This window comes from Microbacterium sp. 1.5R (assembly GCF_007667425.1).
Lineage (GTDB): Bacteria > Actinomycetota > Actinomycetes > Actinomycetales > Microbacteriaceae > Microbacterium.
The window spans coordinates 1,297,251-1,313,852 of the sequence record NZ_VDRC01000001.1; the positions used below are offsets into that span (position 1 = coordinate 1,297,251).

Annotated in this window: 17 protein-coding genes; 5 read left to right on the top strand and 12 right to left on the bottom strand. The window is 70.5% G+C overall.

Annotated features, from left to right (window positions below):
- Window positions 1–63: 63 nt before the first annotated feature.
- A complete protein-coding gene (coaBC, locus tag FSY98_RS06335; RefSeq protein WP_144874988.1) occupies window positions 64–1,278 on the bottom strand; it encodes a bifunctional phosphopantothenoylcysteine decarboxylase/phosphopantothenate--cysteine ligase CoaBC in 1,215 nt (404 codons plus the stop codon).
- Between the two features lie 69 nt (window positions 1,279–1,347).
- Between coaBC and FSY98_RS06340 the strand changes: the two genes are divergently transcribed.
- Window positions 1,348–2,046 (top strand): NRDE family protein, encoded by a 699-nt coding sequence (locus tag FSY98_RS06340; RefSeq protein WP_144874990.1) that lies wholly within the window; start codon window positions 1,348–1,350, stop codon window positions 2,044–2,046.
- 22 nt (window positions 2,047–2,068) lie between these two features.
- Here the strand turns inward: FSY98_RS06340 and FSY98_RS06345 are convergent, their stop codons facing one another.
- On the bottom strand, window positions 2,069–3,040 hold the full coding sequence (locus FSY98_RS06345) for a helix-turn-helix domain-containing protein (RefSeq protein WP_144874992.1): 972 nt from the start codon (window positions 3,038–3,040) through the stop codon (window positions 2,069–2,071).
- A gap of 88 nt (window positions 3,041–3,128) precedes the next feature.
- Between FSY98_RS06345 and FSY98_RS16655 the strand changes: the two genes are divergently transcribed.
- From FSY98_RS16655 to FSY98_RS06355, 3 genes are all read left to right on the top strand, one after another.
- Window positions 3,129–3,290 carry a hypothetical protein gene (locus FSY98_RS16655; protein WP_186307565.1) on the top strand — a complete coding sequence of 54 codons (162 nt, stop codon included), beginning with the start codon at window positions 3,129–3,131 and terminating at the stop codon, window positions 3,288–3,290.
- A gap of 73 nt (window positions 3,291–3,363) precedes the next feature.
- Window positions 3,364–3,891 carry a hypothetical protein gene (locus FSY98_RS06350; RefSeq protein WP_144874994.1) on the top strand — a complete coding sequence of 176 codons (528 nt, stop codon included), beginning with the start codon at window positions 3,364–3,366 and terminating at the stop codon, window positions 3,889–3,891.
- Window positions 3,892–3,904: 13 nt separating this feature from the next.
- The gene (locus FSY98_RS06355) at window positions 3,905–4,414 is read left to right on the top strand and encodes a hypothetical protein (protein WP_144874996.1); all 510 of its coding nucleotides are present in this window, start codon (window positions 3,905–3,907) and stop codon (window positions 4,412–4,414) included.
- Here FSY98_RS06355 and FSY98_RS06360 read toward each other — a convergent pair.
- From FSY98_RS06360 to FSY98_RS06400, 9 genes are all read right to left on the bottom strand, one after another.
- Window positions 4,408–5,613, bottom strand: a complete 1,206-nt coding sequence (locus tag FSY98_RS06360; RefSeq protein ID WP_144874998.1) for a glycosyltransferase — start codon at window positions 5,611–5,613, stop codon at window positions 4,408–4,410. The two genes, FSY98_RS06355 and FSY98_RS06360, sit on opposite strands and share 7 nt — an antisense overlap.
- 9 nt (window positions 5,614–5,622) lie before the next feature.
- On the bottom strand, window positions 5,623–6,870 hold the full coding sequence (locus FSY98_RS06365) for a glycosyltransferase (RefSeq protein ID WP_144875000.1): 1,248 nt from the start codon (window positions 6,868–6,870) through the stop codon (window positions 5,623–5,625).
- 122 nt (window positions 6,871–6,992) lie between these two features.
- Window positions 6,993–7,862, bottom strand: coding sequence for a dihydrodipicolinate synthase family protein (locus tag FSY98_RS06370; RefSeq protein ID WP_144875002.1), 870 nt, complete (start codon window positions 7,860–7,862; stop codon window positions 6,993–6,995).
- A 61-nt stretch (window positions 7,863–7,923) separates the two neighbouring features.
- Window positions 7,924–8,655 carry an SDR family oxidoreductase gene (locus FSY98_RS06375; RefSeq protein ID WP_144875004.1) on the bottom strand — a complete coding sequence of 244 codons (732 nt, stop codon included), beginning with the start codon at window positions 8,653–8,655 and terminating at the stop codon, window positions 7,924–7,926.
- A complete protein-coding gene (locus tag FSY98_RS06380; RefSeq protein ID WP_222119116.1) occupies window positions 8,652–10,433 on the bottom strand; it encodes a dihydroxyacetone kinase family protein in 1,782 nt (593 codons plus the stop codon). Before FSY98_RS06380 ends, FSY98_RS06375 begins: the two co-directional genes overlap by 4 nt.
- A gap of 2 nt (window positions 10,434–10,435) precedes the next feature.
- The gene (locus tag FSY98_RS06385; RefSeq protein ID WP_144875006.1) at window positions 10,436–11,299 is read right to left on the bottom strand and encodes a carbohydrate ABC transporter permease; all 864 of its coding nucleotides are present in this window, start codon (window positions 11,297–11,299) and stop codon (window positions 10,436–10,438) included.
- Entirely contained in the window at window positions 11,296–12,234 is a 939-nt protein-coding gene (locus FSY98_RS06390; RefSeq protein WP_144875008.1) for a carbohydrate ABC transporter permease, read from the bottom strand. The genes FSY98_RS06385 and FSY98_RS06390 overlap by 4 nt, the downstream gene beginning before the upstream one ends.
- Window positions 12,235–12,303: 69 nt before the next feature.
- Entirely contained in the window at window positions 12,304–13,605 is a 1,302-nt protein-coding gene (locus tag FSY98_RS06395; RefSeq protein ID WP_144875010.1) for an ABC transporter substrate-binding protein, read from the bottom strand.
- A 47-nt stretch (window positions 13,606–13,652) separates the two neighbouring features.
- Window positions 13,653–14,636, bottom strand: coding sequence for a phosphoglycerate dehydrogenase (locus tag FSY98_RS06400; protein ID WP_144875012.1), 984 nt, complete (start codon window positions 14,634–14,636; stop codon window positions 13,653–13,655).
- Window positions 14,637–14,776: 140 nt separating this feature from the next.
- On the opposite strand from FSY98_RS06400, the gene FSY98_RS06405 reads away from it, so the two are divergent.
- Window positions 14,777–15,814, top strand: coding sequence for a zinc-binding dehydrogenase (locus tag FSY98_RS06405; protein ID WP_144875013.1), 1,038 nt, complete (start codon window positions 14,777–14,779; stop codon window positions 15,812–15,814).
- 71 nt (window positions 15,815–15,885) lie between these two features.
- Here the strand turns inward: FSY98_RS06405 and FSY98_RS06410 are convergent, their stop codons facing one another.
- Entirely contained in the window at window positions 15,886–16,548 is a 663-nt protein-coding gene (locus FSY98_RS06410; RefSeq protein ID WP_144875015.1) for a GntR family transcriptional regulator, read from the bottom strand.
- Between the last annotated feature and the right edge of the window lie 54 nt (window positions 16,549–16,602).

Below are 16,602 nucleotides of genomic sequence, written 5' to 3' on the forward strand. Positions count from 1 at the left end.
TCCTGAGGAGACTCCTTGTCGTCGTGTACTCCACCTGAAAAGTTGAGTGGAGATGACTCAAGTTTAGCGCACGGCGACGACGGCGTCCAGGATCGCTCGCGCGACCTGGCGTTTCGTGCCCTGGGCCGAGGCGACGACCGCGCCGCCGGCCCCCACGATCTCGACCGCGTTGTGGCCGACCTCGAAGCCGTGGCCGGCGTTCGCGAGGTTCACGGCGAGCAGCTCGACGCCCTTGCGCTCCCGCTTGCGGCGAGCACGGTCGAGCCGCTCGTCCGCACTCTCCGACGTCTCCGCCGCGAACGCCACGATCGTCTGCCCCGCGGGCGCCCGCCCCTCGCTGCGCGCGGCGGACAGCCCCGCCACGACGTCCTCGGTCTCGACGAGTTCGATGCGGCTCAGACCGCAGACCTCCTTCGTGACCTTCTGATCCGACACGGTCGCGGGGCGGTAGTCGGCGACCGCGGCCGCCATCACGACGACGTCGGCCGCGGCGCTCGCATCCTTCATCGCCGCATCGAGCTCGGCCGCCGTACCCACCGGCACGACGCGCACCGACGGATGCCGCGCCTCGGCCAGCACGTCGTGCGAGACGTTCGCGGCGACCACCGTGACGGCGGCACCGCGGGCGGCGGCCTCTGCGGCGAGCGCCACACCCTGGCGCCCGCTGGAGCGGTTGCCGAGGAAGCGGACGGGATCGATCGGCTCGCGCGTGCCGCCAGCCGACACCACGACCCGCAGGCCGTCGAGGTCGCGCGGCGCGAGGAGCGCGAGGGCGGCGGCGAAGATCTGCTCGGGCTCGGCCATGCGCCCCGGACCCGTGTCGCCGCCGGCGAGCTCGCCCTCGGCGGGTCCGATCAGGTGGATGCCGCGGCTCGTCAGGGTCGCGATGTTCGCCTGCGTCGCGGCGTTCCGCCACATCTCGGTGTGCATGGCCGGCGCGAGCAGCACGGGAGCCTCGGTCGCGAGCAGCGTCGTGCCGAGCAGGTCGTCGGCGATCCCGGCCGCGATCTTCGCGATCGAGTTGGCCGTGGCGGGGGCGACGACCACGAGGTCGGCGCCCTGCCCGAGGGCGACGTGACGGACGCGGGCGACGTCGTCATGCACGCTCGTCGTCACGGGATTCCGGCTGATGGCCTCCCATGTCGGCAGCCCGACGAAGCGCAGAGCGTCTTCCGTCGGCACGACCGTGACGTCGTGCCCGCCCTTCGTGAGCAGTCGCACGAGGTGCACTGTCTTGTAGGCGGCGATTCCTCCGGTGACTCCCACGACGATGTTCACGGTCTCGATTCTGCCGCACCGCGCGGGCCTCGCGGCCGGCATCCGCGAAGCCCGACCTAGACTGGCAGGGTGTGCACGGTGGTGATCGACGTGGCGGATGCTGCGAACGCCCGACTCCTCGCGGTGCGCGACGAAGACCCGCAGCGGGCGTGGGACGCCCCCGGCGAATGGTGGCCGGACCGCCATCCCGGTGTCTCCGGCATCCGCGATCGGCGCGCGGGCGGGGCGTGGCTGGCCGTGAACCCCGCCGAGCGGCGGCTGGCGGTGCTGCTGAACCGGGCCGACGTCGCAGAGCTCTCCGACGACGTCGCGCAATCGCGCGGGTCTCTCGTGCTCGAATCCGTCAGCGGTCGCTCCCCCGAGGCGCCGCTGCCGATGCACGGCTTCAATCTGCTCGAGGTGCGCCCCGACGGTGCGCGGGTGCTCAGCTGGGACGGCGTCGAGCTGCGCGAGACTCCTATCGAGCCCGGCATCCACATGATCGCTCACGACGACCTCGACGACCAGGCGACGCCGCGCATCGCGTCGTGGCTCCCCGAGTTCCGGGCCCTCGGTCCCGCCGCTGACAGCGCCGACTGGGCCTCGGACTGGACCGCCCTTCTGGGAGCGTCGGCCCGACTCGACCCGGAGGACGACCGCGCCATCATCCGCGACAATCGCCCGCACGGGTTCCCGACTCAGTCGCTGCTGTACTCGACGGCTGCCGTGACTCCGCAGGGCATCGCGCTCGACTATCGCGCATTGCCCAGCCCCGGCCACTGGGAGTAGCCGGACGGATCGGGCCCCGGGGTCAGGCCGCGGAGATCTCCGGATCGGCGCACGAGAACCGGGCGCGGTACGCGGTCGGTGTGGTACCGAGCACGCGGGAGAAGTTCTGCCGCAGCACGGCCGCCGAGCCGAATCCGCACTCCTCCGCGATGCGATCGAGCGACAGGTCGCTGCGCTCCAGCATCCGCTGCGCGTGCAGCACTCGCTGACGGGCGAGCCAGGCGGCGGGCGTCGCCCCGTACTCGGCCTTGAAGCGGCGCGCGAAGGTGCGCGGCGACATGAGCGCGCGGGCGGCGAGTCGATCGACGCCGAGGTCGTCCCTGAGGTGCGCGACGGCCCAGTCCGAGACAGCGGCGAGCGAGTCGTTCGGCACCACAGGGATCGGTCGGTCGATGTACTGCGCCTGACCGCCGTCGCGCTGCGGCGGGACGACCATGCGACGCGCGATGCGATTGGTGAGCTCGGCACCGAGCTCCAGGCGCAGCAGATGCAGGCAGGCGTCGATGCCGGCAGCCGTTCCCGCGCTCGTGATGATGCGTCCGTCCTGCACGAACAGCACGTCGGGGTCGATGTCGATCTGCGGATACATCTCGGACATCACGTCCGAGTACCGCCAATGCGTGGTGGCCCGTCTCCCGTCGAGCACGCCCGCCGCCGCCAGGATGAACGACCCGCTGCACACCGTGAGCACCCAGGCGTCCCGCGCCACCGCGTCGCGGGCGAGATCCGTGAGGCGCTGGTCGACGTCTCCCCACGACGACCGAGGGACCGGGCAGAAGACGACGAGGTCGGCCTCGTACGCGAACGACAGATCGTGTTCGACGTTCACCGAGAAGCCCATCGTCGATGCGATCGCGCCCGGCTGCGGCGTGACCACGCGGAAGTCGAAGTTCGGCACCCCGGAGTCGGTGCGATCGAGCCCGAACGCCTCGCAGGCGACTCCGAACTCGAAGGGCGAGAAGCCATCGTGGATCACGCAGGCGACGGTCTTCATGGCGGGCTCCCGGGGTTGGCAGATTTCGTACGGAGTTAGTCTGCCCTGCCACTCGTGGCAGGTCAAGACCGACCGTAGCGTTTCTGCCATGGTCATCGTCATCGCACTCCTCGTCCTCAGCGCCTGGGCGCTCATCGCCACGGTCGTCGAACTCCGCCGAGACGGCTACCGCCGGCAACCCACCGACTGGCGACAGGTCGCCGGTCGAGACGCACTCGGCCGCGCACGATCCGGGCACGTCTACCGCTGACGGCGCGATTCCCGAGGTCGGCGCCGCTGCGCGGCTCCCCATCAGGCGACGTCGCGCCGCTACGCTCGACACCATGAGCGAGCCGCAGCAGCCCCCCGCGCACCCACAGGGCACACCCCCCTCACCGCACGGGCAGCCGGCCCCCCAGCCCGGCCAGCCGTACTCCCAGCCTGCCCAGCCGTACTCCCAGCCTGCCCAGCCCTACGCCCAGCCCGGTCAGCTGTATTCGCAGCCCGGGCAGGGCTACCCCGGCGCCTCCGCGTCGGCCCCGTCCCCCTCGTCCTCGGGCGGCGCACTCGGGCGTGTGGCCTTCATCGTCGCGATCGCCTCACTCGCGATCGGACTGCTCATCGCCCTGAGTACTCCCATCCTCATCCGCGCGGCCAGTTTCACCGCCTCGTCCTACGGCCTCATCCTCGGCGTGAGCAACTTCGGGGTGCTGATCGTCGCGGCGGTCGCTCTCGTCCTCGGAGTGGTCGCGCTCCGGCGGCCTGGGCAGCGGATCCTCGCGGGCATCGCCATCGGGATCGCGGCGTCCGAGGTGCTCGGCATCCTCGTGGCGTGGTTGTCGAACCTCGTCCTCACCCTGACGTACAGCTGACCCGGGAGCCCTCATGACCGATCCGCAGCAGCAGCATCCACCGCAGGCACCGCAGGCGGCGCAGCCGCAGGGCCAGCCGTACCAGAACCAGCCGCACCAGGGTCAGCCGTACCAGAACCAGCCGTACCCGAACCAGCCCTACGCCAACCAGTCGTACCCGAACCAGCCCTATCCGGGCCAGGCCCACGCCGCCGCGCCGGAGACGCCCCGCGCCTCGGGCAGCGCTCTCGGACGCATCGCGTTCATCGCCGCACTGGTCGCGCTCGGGATCCGGCTCCTGTCGACGATGCTCGCCCCGCTGCTGTACACCGGCGACTACTACGGCGTTCTGTCCGGCATCAACAGCGTCCTGGGGTTCATCGTGTTCCTCGGAAATGCGGGCGCGCTCGCGGTCGGCATCATCGCCCTGCGCCGCTCGGGACCGCACCTGCTCGCCGCGATCGCCGTCGGCCTCGCCGGGGCATCGCTCGTGGGCTACCTCGCCACCGTGCTGTCGAGCGCGTTCGCGTGGATCGCCTACTGAGCGAGCACGCGCTCGTACACCGCGATCATCGCGACGGTGCGCGACGACTGCCGGAAGGCTTCGGCGACCTCGCGTGACGGCACCGGCGCGACGCCGGAGGAGATGTCGGATGCCGCCCGCTGCAGCGTGTCGACGAGTCCCGCCCTCCGCTGCGCCTCGGTGCCGGCTGCGCCGGGAACGACCCACGACCCGCCGCCGAGCTCGGCCGCGATATCGGGGTCGCTGATGATCGACGGGGTGCCGAGGGTCGCGGCCTCGAACGGCGTCATCCCCTGGGTCTCGAAGCCGATCGACGTCTGCACGAGTGCGTCGGCTGCAGCGATGCGCGCGAGCGTCTGCGGGTAGGTGAGCCGACCGGCGAACCGGACGCGGGGCAGCGCGGCGACCATCTTCTCGGCAGCCCCCCGCTGCGCCCCGCCGCCGATGATCTCGAGGTCGGCGTCGACACCTGATTCGACGAACGCCTGCAGGAACGGCAGCAGGCGCTTCTCAGGACTCATCCGCCCGAGCCACACGAACCGCGGGCGCCCGGGGTCGCGCTGCGCTGGCGCGGTGGCGAGGGTCTCCTCGCGGATGTCGTCGTCGATGCCGTTCCACACGACGTCCACGGGCGAGAACACCCCGTGCTCTTCGAGCCGGCGTGCGAAATGGGTCGAGGGTGCCGTCACGGCATCCGCTCCCCTCGCCAGTCCACGCAGGAACGCCCAGCCGTCGCTGCCGCCCACCCGAGCGGCGACCCCGCGCAGAGCCGCGCGCCGCCAGACGTTCAGCGCGGCGAGCACCGGACGATGCAGCGGGGTGACCGCCGCGATGCCGACGTCGACGCGGTTGTGCATGGTGTGCACGACGGGGATGCCGTGCCGAGCGGCGAAGCGGTGACCGATGAAGGCCCCCCAGAAGTCGGCCTGTACGTGCACGAGGTCGACGGGCGGGCGTCGGGTGAGGGCGCGGTCGAGCGCGCGGTCCGTCGCTCGACCCGGCCAGGTCAGGGAGTACTCGCGGTCGAGGGTGATCGGGATCGACGCCAGGTCGACGTTCGCGGGGTCCGGTGTGCGCGCGGCGCGCGGTCCGTGCATGCGAGGCGCCACGACGGTGACGACGTGGCCGGCCCGTTCGAGGAACTCGCGCTGCAGCCGCATCGACACCTGGGCGCCGCCGAGGGAGTCCAGGTGCTGATCGCCGAAGAAGACGACGTGCATGATCGGCCGCTACTGCGGCAGCGGCTCGTCGCGGTACAGCGCCTCGAAGGTGTCGAGGGTGCGGGTGATGTCGTGGATCGCGACGCCGTCGAGCGACGCCTGCTGCATGCGCTCGTACTCCGCCCGATCGGCGGTGAGCACATCGGTGAGGCGGGCAGCCAGAGCATCCGCGTTGCCCGGCTCGAAGAGATAGCCGTTCTCTCCGTCGTGCACGAGGTGCGGAAGGGCGACCGCGTCGGCGGCGACGATCGGCAGGGCGGAGGCCATGGCCTCCATGGTCGCGATGGACTGCAGCTCGGCGATCGAGGCGATCGTGAAGACCGACGCGCGCGACAGCAGCGCACGCAGCTCCTCGTCGGTGGTGCGGCCGTGGAAAGTGACCCGGTCGGCGAGCCCGAGCTGACCGGTGAGGTTCTCGAGCTGCTTGCGCTGGTCTCCGCCGCCGACGATGTCGAACGTGACGTCGAGCGCCGGGTCGAGCTTGGTCATGGCCTGCAGGATGACCTCGACCTGCTTCTCGGCCGTCAGGCGACCGACGAAGACGATGCGGTTCTTCTCGCGCGGTCCGATCTGCGCCGTGTACTGGGTGCGGTCGATGCCGCAGCTCACCGGGATGACGTTCTGCACCGCGACAGTGCGCTCGAGGAAGTCGGCCGCGCGCCGCGTGGGCGTCGTGATCGCGCGGGTCAGTGCGAAGGTGCGCTTCGCATCAGCCCAGGCGAAACGCAGCACGAGGTCGTCGATGAACTTCGGCATCGTGGTGTGGTCGAGGATGTTCTCGGCCATGACGTGGTTGGTCGCGATCACGGGGATGCCGCGCTCGTGCGCGATGCGGGCGAGGCCGCGTCCGATGACGATGTGCGACTGGATGTGCACGACGTCGGGCCGCACCGCGTCGAGCACCTTGCGCGCGTAGTGCTTCGAGCGCCACGGCCACACGAAGCGCAGCCAGTCATGCGGTGCCCACCGCACCGACGGCAGACGGTGCACGGTCATCGGCTCGCCCTCGATCACCTCGGTGCGTGCAGGGGTGCGGCGGTAGGCCTGGTTGGGGGCGACGACGTGCACGTCGTCGCCCCGCTGCACGAGACCGGCGGCCAGACGCTCGGCGAAGCGCGCTGCGCCGTTGATGTCGGGCGCGAAGGTGTCGCAGCCGATCAGGATGCGCAGCGGACGCGACCCGGTCTCGGGCGCGGACGCCTCAGCGTCGGTCGCAGCGTCGGGAGCGCTCGTCGGATCGGAGGGAGAGGAAGACATTCTGCCTATCGGTCTGGCGGCCAGGAAGCCCGCTCTGGGCGCTGGCCACTCTACCCGAGGGCTCTGATCGGCCGGGGAGGGAGCGCCGCGGCCCGAGCTATCGGCGATCCCTCCGTGGCGCGTCAGGACAGGTCGCGGACGGCCTTCTCGATCTCGGCGACCGCGTCGGCATCCGGGGCGTCGATCGCCATCCGCACCCCGCCAGCCGGCACGCCGAGCGCCGCGTAGGCGACCTTCATGCGCGCCATGTCGCCCTGGATCGTGTCGACGGCCGCGTCGACATCGGCCTGCGCTCGGACCGTGGCGGCCTCGTCGCCCTCGGCGGCGGCGTCGCGCAGAGCACGGAACGGCCGGGGCAGCACCGACGAGATGCCCGACACGACGCCCTGGGCGCCGCTGTCGGCCGCCACCGCGAGGTCGCGGTCGCTGCCGGTGTAGAGCACGAAGCCCTCGGGGACGACCGCCCGGTACTCGGCGACCTGCGAGAGGGGCTCGCCGCTGATCTTCGCACCGACGATGTTCGGCAGTTCGGCCAGCCGCGCCATGAGCGATGCGGGGACGAAGTTGCCGGTGCGGTCGCGGAAGACGTAGACGTACACGTCGAGACCGTCGCTGATCGCGGACACCTCGCGGAAGAAGTCGTACAGCCCCTCCTCGCTCGCGGAGAGGTAGTAGGGCGTGATCACGGCGATCTCGGTTGCTCCTGCCTCACGGGTCGCCTCGATGAGCCGGCGCACCTCGAACAGGCTGGGCGCGCCGACGTGCACGATGACGCGCATGCGCCCTCCGAGCTCCTCGACGCTGGCCCGGGTGAGGGCTGCACGCTCGTCGAAGGAGAGCGCGGGGAATTCGCCGGTCGTGCCGAGCACGAACGCCCCCTCGTTGCCGGAGTCGCCGACGAAGCGGAGGATCGCACGCGACCCCTCGAGGTCGAGCGCACCGTCTTCGGCGAACGCGACGGGTACGGCGGTGATGATGTCTCGGCGGGTCATGGCGTCTCCTGGGGTCGAATGATCAGGGTTGTCGGTGGTGAGCGCGGGGCCGGGGTCGGCCTCACGCATACGAGGTGTTCGAGGTCGGGGTGAAGACGATCTCGTTGACGCAGATCCGCGCCGGGAGATCGGCGATCCAGCGGATCGCGTCGCCGACGTCGTCGGCCGTGAGCATGAGCTCGCGCTCGGCGGCGCTCGGCGGGTTCGGACGCGTGTCGAGGATCTCGGTCGCCACCTCACCGGGGCAGAAGTGCGTGGCCCGGATGCCGTGCAGTCGCTCCTGCGCGTTCACGGTCTCGGCGAGGGCCCCCATCGCGGTCTTGCTCGTGGAGTACCCTGCACCGACGCCCGGCGCGAAGCGCCATCCCGCCCATGACGACACGAGCACCACGAGGCCGTCGCCGGCAGTCCTCATGCCGGGAAGCACGGCGTGCACGGCGCGCATCGCGCCCGTGAGGTTGATGTCGACGACCCGGGCGAAGTCCTGGGGCGTGGTGTCCTCCCAGAAGCGGTTGCGCACGTTCGTACCGGCGCTGTACACGAGAGTGCGCACGGGGCCGTGGTCGGCGTGGATGCGCTCGGCGGCCTGTGCGACGGCATCCTCGTCTCCGACATCGACCGCGAGGGCGACCGCACGCCCTCCCGCGGCGCGCACGGCGTCGACCGTGCGCTGCAGTTCCTCTGCGCGGCGGCCGGACACCACGACGACATCGGCGGACGCCGCCAGCGACACCGCCGCGCCGCGGCCGATTCCCGAGCCTCCGCCGAGCACCCAGGTGACGCCGGCGCTCATGCGACGCCCTCCCGCCACTCGGCGACCGCGTCGAGCAGTCGCGCGTACGCGGTGGCACCGGGGTCGGCTCGGCCGGCGCTGCGTTCGCCCACCCAGGAGGCACGACCTCGCTGCGACACGAGCTCCGCTGTCTCACGCACCCCGGTCCAGGCCGCGGCGCGCATCGCCGCCAGCGCCTCGTCGGTGGCCGCGTCGGCGTGGGTGCCGGCCGGCGCCGACTCCAGCGCCGCGATCGACGGCAGGAGCGCGTCGAGCACGGTCTTGTCGCCCGGCCGGGCGCCGCCGCGCTGAGCAATGCGGTCGGCGAGCGCCGACAGGGCTGCGAGCACCGCCTCACGATCGAGCGCCGTCCGGCCGCGCACGGCGGACGCCGCGGCGAGCAGGCCTCCGCCGACCAGCGCCGCGAAGGTCGAGGGGTTGGCGGTGGCGAAGGCCTCGCCCGCGGCCAGCAGCGGCTGCGAGGGGTCGTCGACGGTCGCGCCGTCCAGAGCCTGCACGATCGCCGCGGCGCCGGAGGCGACGGTGATCCCGAGGTCGCCGTCGCCGAGCGCGGCATCCAGATCGCGCAGCTCGTCGGTGTGCCGGGCCCAGAGCGGCATGACACCGCGGATGCCGAGGGCGAGCGCGGCCGCCGCGTCGCGGGATGCGGCGGCGTCGGCGGGGCCGGCGGGGTCGGGCGACGACGGCGGGGACGCCGAGAGGCGTCGCTCGCCGTCCGGACGTGCGACCTCGGTCTCTCCCGCGAGCGGTGCGACCGAGATCCCTGCGTGCGGCGCGACGCCCGTCTGCGTGAAGAAGGGCGAGTCGGCTGGGGCGTCGAGCAGAGCGGCGAGCTCGTCGTCCAGCACGAGCAGACTGATCGATGCCCCGCCCATCTCGAGACTCGTCGCGAACTCGCCGACGTACGTGCGCTGCACCAGCGCGCCGAGGGCGTCGAGCCGGTGCCGGGCACGACGCGAGAGCACGTACAGCTCCTCGAGCGGCGTCGCGCCCATCCCGTTCACGAGCACGGCCACCCGCGTGCCGCGGACGATGCCGCGGTCGGCCACGATGCGGTCGAGGAGCTCGTCCGTCACGTCGTCCGCCGCGCTGAGCGCGCCGGTGCGACTGCCGGGCTCGCCGTGGATGCCGATGCCGATCTCCATCTGCCCCTCGGCGAGTTCGAAGGAGGGCTTGCCGGTGGTGGGGAGCACGGTCGGTGAGAGTCCGACACCCATGGTCCCGGTGCGGTCGACCGCGCGCTGCGCGATCTCGGCGACCGTCTCCAGATCGTCGCCGCGAGCGGCGGCGGCCCCGGCAATCTTGTACGCGAAGAAGATGCCGGCGACACCCCGTCGCGACCGTGCCCTGTCGACGGGGGCACTCGCCACGTCATCCGACCCGAGCACCGTGCGCGTGCGGATGCCGTTCGGTTCGACGAGGTCGGCCGCGAGGTCGAAGTTGTAGACGTCGCCGCCGTAGTTGCCGTACAGGTACAGCACTCCGGCGCCGTCGTCTGCGGCACGCGTGGCGTCTGCGATCTGCGCCGCGGAGGGCGACGAGAACACGTTGCCGACGGCGACGGCCGAGCAGAGACCGGCGCCCACATAGCCGAGGAACAACGGGAGGTGTCCCGACCCGCCGCCCGTGACGATGCCCACGGCGCCCGGGGCCTCGTGCGTGCGGACGATGGCCCGCGCGTCGTCGGACGCCGCGCGGAGACGGTCGCCGTGCGCGAGCAGGATGCCCTCGATGACCTCGTCGACGAAGTCGTGCGGATCGTTGATGAGCTTCGGCATCCTCAGCCCTTCGTCGCGCCGGCCGTGAGGCCGCTGACCACGTACCGCTGCGCGAGCAGCGCGATGATCATGACCGGAACGGTGATGACGACCGCCGCCGCCATGAGCCCGCCCCAGTCGACGGCCGCGTAGCTGGTGAAGTTCACGATCGCCACCGGCAGTGTGCGCGTGTACTGGTTCGAGAGCACGAGAGCGAACAGGAAGTTGTTCCAGCTGAAGATGAACGACAGGATCGTCGCGGTCGCGATCCCCGGTACGGAGAGAGGGAGCACGACCCGCACGAAGGCGCCGATGCGGCTCGATCCGTCGATCTGCGCCGCCTCCTCCAATTCCTCGGGAATGCCGTCGAAGAAGCTCGACATGATCGCGACGACCAGGGGCATCGTCACGAAGACGTGGGTGAGGATCAGCACCGTGTACGTGCCGACCAGCTGCATCTGCGAGAACAGGAAGTACCACGGGATCAGCAGGCTCACGCCGGGGATGATGCGCGCCATCAGGAGGTACGCCGTCGTGTTGGTGGCCTTGAACCGCGCGATCCCGTAGGCGGCCGGAACGCCGATGACCAGTGCGAGCAGCGTCGCCCCGGCGCCCACGATGATGCTGTTGAGGATGATCGGACCGAACGCCTGCGCGCCGAACACGGTCTCGAAGTTCTTCAGCGTGGGGGTGAACGAGAAGGTCTTGCTGGGGTCGATGATCTCGAGGTTCGTCTTGAGGCTCGCCAGCAGCATCCAGATCAGCGGCGAGACGAACGCGATCACGACCGCGAGGATGCCGAGCGCCCGCGCCCAGCCGCCGACGATCTGCACGGGGCGACGCCGACGACGCGTGACGGTCGTCGAGGAGGAGGTCGAGGTGTTCACAGCTTCTCCGCTCTCTTGCGCAGGATCGCGATGACCAGCAGCACGAGGATGATCAGGATGAAGAACAGCATCAGCAACGCCGACGCCCGGCCGTAGCGCGAGTACTCGAACGCGTCGCTGTAGGCGAGGATGTTGAGCGTCTCCGCCTCGTTGCTCGATCCGCCGCCGCGGCCCTTCGTGGCGTAGATGATGTCGAACGTCTTCAGGGCGTCGATCGCACGCAGGATGGCGGCGGCGCCGATGACCGGGGACAGCAGGGGCAGGGTGATGTGCCGGAATCGCTGCCAGGCGTTCGCACCGTCGACGCGGGCGGCCTCATCGGGCTCCTCGGGCAGCGTCGACAGGCCGGCGAGCAGGATGAGGATGACCATCGGCGTCCACTGCCAGACGTCGATGAAGATGAGGGTGTTCAGCGCGGTGTCCTTGTCGGACAGCCAGCCCTGCGCGGGGAGCCCGATCGACTTCATCAGGACGTTCGCGAAGCCGATCGTCGGCTCGAAGATGACGAGCCACATCATGCCGACCGCGACAGGGGTCGCGACCAGGGGCAGCAGGATGAACACCCGCACGAGCCCCTGACCGCGGAACGTCTTGCGCAGCAGCAGGGCGATCGCGAGACCGATGACGAGCTCGAGCACGAGCGCGAGGATCGTGAAGTACGCGGTGCGCCCGACAGCCGGCCAGAACCGGGTCATGTCGCCGAGCCAGTGCGCGTAGTTGTCGAATCCGATGAACTCGAACGGCCGGGTCACGGCGCCCTGGGCGTTGGTGAGCGACAGGAAGATCGTGTAGCCGACGGGGAACGCGATCAGCAGGGTGATGAAGACCACCGACGGTGTGATCAGGATCCACTTCAGGTGGGCGTCGATCCAGTCGACGGGCTTGCGGCGGTAGGGCGTCGCGCGCGGGGTGTTCGTGAGCGATGTGCTCGACATCGTGGTCCTCCTCGACCAGCGGGGAGGAGGGGGCATCGGGCGTTCGCGGCGACGATGCCCCCTCCCGGATTACTTCTCGGAGTCGACCAGGTCCTGGAACGCGGTGTTCGCGGACTCGGCCGCCGATTCGACGTCGCCGCCTTCGATCGCGGTGATCACCGGTCCGCCGACGATCTCGCGGGCTGCGGCGACCTGCTCGAGCTGCGGACGGTCGTGCCCGACGCCGTCGTCGCCGACGTTGCGGATGATCTCCACCAGCCCGGCGGGGAAGCTCGCCGTCGCCGCGTCGTCATCCCACGCCGACTGCCGAGCGACCGGCACGGTGTCGTCTGCGAGCATCTGCGTGGTGTGCTCCTCGTTGGTGACCCACTTGATGAACTCCCACGCCGCGTCCTGCTTCTTCGAGAACGCGCTGATCCCGACCGTCTGCGGCACGATGTTGTAGAACTTCGAGCCGGCGGGCCCCTCGGGGAACCGGGCGAAGGCGACCGAGTCGACGACGGCCGAGTTCGACTCGTCGAGGAAGGTGTACGCCTGGCTGTCGGCATCGAGGTAGAAGGCCGCGTTGCCCTGCGCGAAGATCGCCGAGGCCTCGACCCATCCCATGTTCGCCGCTCCGGGAGGGCCGTAGTTCTTCAGGAGGTCGCCGTAGAACTCGATCGCCTCGACCGCTTCGGGGCTGTCGATCGTCGCGTTGCCGTCCTCGTCCTGGAAGTCGCCGCCGAAGCTGTAGATGAACGACGAGAGCTGAGTGACCAGGGGCACGCGGGCGCCGCGCATCGCGATGCCGTAGAAGCCGTTCTCGGGGTCGTTGAGAGCCTTGGCCGCCGCCTCCAGCTCGTCGAGCGTCTCGGGCGGCTGGATGCCTGCCGCCTCGAGCAGGTCAGAGCGGTAGTACACGACGTGGCGCTCGGTCATCACGGGGACGCCGTAGACGACGCCGTCGAGCTGTACGGCCTCACGGGCGGCGGGCTGGAAGTCCTCCCAGTCCCACTCATCGTCGGACTCGACGTAGTCGGTCATGTCGGTGAGCCAGCCGTTGCGCGAGAACTCGCGCATGACGTCCTGCACCTGGTACGCGAAGATGTCGACGTCGTCGGACTGCGCGTTGAGCTTGACCTTGAGCGTGTCGTTGAGCTGCTCGTTGCCGTACGCCTCGATGTTGATCTTGACGCCGGTCTCGTCCTCGTAGCTCGAGGCGAGGGACTTCAGCCCCTCGGTCCACGGGCTGTTGGCCGCGATGATCGTGAGCTCGGACACGTCGCCGTCGCCGGCATCGCTCGGCGTGCCACCGCAGGCGGCGAGGCCGACGACGAGGGCGCCGATGGCGGGGACCGCGAGTGCGGTGCGCTGTGCTTTCCTGCTGAACATCTTCGTTCCTTATCTGTATGAGGGGGTGGTTCGGGTATTCGGGTCGGTCAGTTCGCGACGTGGGCGGGGGTGCGCCCGGAGAAGACGTCGACGATCGCCTGGGCGGTGGCCCAGCCGATGCGGTCGTACGCCTCCTTCGTGTCGGCGCCCGCGTGTGGCGCCGTCACGACGGCTTCGTGACGGAAGAGAGGGTTGTCCGGCGAGACCGGCTCGTGCTCGAACACGTCGAGACCCGCGCCCGCGATGCGACCGGAGTCCAGTCCCCGCAGCAGGGCGGCCTCGTCGACCAGTCCGCCGCGGCTCGTGTTGATGAGGATCGTCCCCTCGCGCATGCGCGAGATCAGGGCGTCGTCGACGAGGTGGTGCGTCTCGGGCAGATGGGGGACGTGCACGCTGACGATGTCGACATCGCTGACGGCCTCTTCGAGCGACACGATCTCGACTCCGGCCCGAGCGGCCTCGTCGCGGTCGGCGTACGGGTCGTAGGCCTTGATGCCGAGGTCGAAGCCCGACAGGCGGGAGGCGAGCAGGCGGGCGATCGCTCCGTACCCGAGAAGACCGATCCGCTTGCCGGCGAGCTCGCTGCCGACGTAGCGGTCCCAGCGACCGGCGCGGGCGGCGTCGTGCATCTGCGGCAGTCGACGAAGAAGCGACAGGATGAAGCCCAGCGCGAGCTCTGCGACGGCCTCGGCATTGCCGCCGGGCACGTTGACGACGTCGACGCCCTGCGAGCGGGCGGCGGGGAGGTCGACGTTGTCGAGTCCGACACCGAGCCGCGAGATGATGCGCAGCTCGGGAGCGGCGGCGAGGGCGGCGGAATCGAACACCTCCACCCCGGCGACGGCCGCGTCTGCGGTGCCGACGTGGGCGTGCAGCTCGGTCGGCGTCCACGGCACGGTGGTCTCGTTCTCGACCAGCGCGAAGCCGTGGTCGAGGAGCAGCTGCCGACCGCGCCCGCAGAGTTCCGCGTAGCGCACGGCTCCGACGATGACGGTGCGTCCTGCACCGACCGCGGCTGTGCTGTCGTTCATCCTGCTGCCCTTCCGGAGGTGAGCAGCAGCGAATGCTGGCGTCACCGTCGACGTTGTGATGTAACTGTAAAACTGTTAACAATCAACATATGCCAGACTCGGTGACAGGTCAAGACACGATGCAGTGAACGGAGACACACATGAGAGCCGTCCGACTCGCGGGCCCCTCGGCGCTGGAGCCCGAGGACCGCCCGGTCCCCGTCGTCCGGCCCGGACACGCCCTCGTCAGGATCGACCTCGTCGGGCTGTGCGGATCGGACCTCAGCTATTTCGCGAAGGGAGCGAACGGCGACTTCGAGGTGCGAGCACCCCTCGTGCTCGGCCATGAGATCGTCGGCACCGTCGTGGAGACGGCGCCCGGCGACGACTCCGTGCGGATCGGCGACCGGGTGGCGGTCCATCCCGTCTGGCCCTGCCCTCGTCCTGGCGAACGGGAAGTGGGGGACGACCTCCGCGACGAGCCGTCGTCGTTCCTCGGGTCGGCGTCGACCTGGCCCCACACCGACGGCGGGCTGCAGGAGTTCCTGGTGCTGCGCACCGAGCGCCTGCGGGTGATCCCGGCCGACCTGCCCTCGGCAGCCGCCGTGCTCGCCGAGCCCATGGCCGTCGTGCTGCACGCCCTCTCGCGCGCCGGAGACGTACGCGGTGCCGACGCGTTCATCTGCGGTGCCGGTCCGATCGGACTGCTCGCCCTGCTGGCGCTGCGGCACGCCGGCGCCCGCCACGTCACGGTGTCGGACGTGCGCGACGCCCCGCTCGCGCTCGCCCGGCACATCGGTGCGGATGCCGTGGTCGACCTCTCGACGCAGCAGCCGACTCCCGCGTCAGCCGACCTCGTCATCGAAGCGAGCGGGGTTCCCGCCGGACTGGAGTCGGCCGTGTCGATCGCACGCATCGGCGGGCGGATCGTGCAGCTCGGAATGCTGCCGCGCGACCAGCGGCCGATAGCGCTGTCGGGGATCGTGACGAAAGAGCTGCACCTCATCGGCACGCATCGGTTCTCAGGCGAGTTCGACGATGCGATCCGCCTGTTGGCCGCGTCGCCGCGGGCGGCGGAGATCGTGACGACCGCGCATCCGCTCGCCGAAGCGGCCGCCGCCTTCGCCTCGGTGGCGGATCCCACCGTGAGCGGCAAGGCGGTCGTCGACGTGAGCGGCCGTCTCGGGCAGCTCGGGTAGGGCTGGGCACGCCTGAGACGTCGCGACCCGTCACAGGTATCGCGTGCCGACCTTCGGCATCGCGCCCCGTCTCAGGCGTTGACGTCGGTGCGCGGCGGCTCAGGCAGAGCGTCGCGCACGTGCCCCTTCGCGAGGGTCAGGTGCAGCTGGAGGCGCTTGACCGCGGCATCCGCGTCACCGGTGCGGACGATGTCGAGGAAACCCTGATGGTCCGCCGTCGCGGCGGGGATGTCGGGGGTGTCGCTGAGCTCGAACAGGATCGCGAAGGTGCGCTGGTACGGGCGCCATGCCTCCATCAGGCGGCGGTTGCGCGAGATCGTGTAGAACGACGTGTGGAAGTCCATGTCGGCCTCGGCGAACATCTCCACGTCTCCGACCTCGCCCGCCGCACGCATGCGGTCGACGATGTCCTGCACCGCATCCCATTCCTTGGCGCTGGCGCGCGCGACGGCGAGCCGGATGGCCAGCGACTCCAGGGCCTCGCGGAGCTCGTACAGCTCCTCGACCCCTTCGAGACCCAGGCCGCGCGTGTAGAGGCGTTTGCGGCGACTCTCCAGCAGTCCTTCGGACTCGAGTTGCCGCAGTGCGTCGCGGATCGGGCCCCGGCTCACGTCGAATCGACTGGCCAGGGCGTCCTCGGCGAGATGCTCTCCCTGCGGGATCCCGCCGGTGATGATCTCGACGCGCAGGCGGTGAGCGATCTGCTCCCCCATGCCCAGTGGTCGTGAATTCACCGACGCCCCACCTCATCTGACAGTTAACAGTTATCGGAATCTGAGTGTCACCTA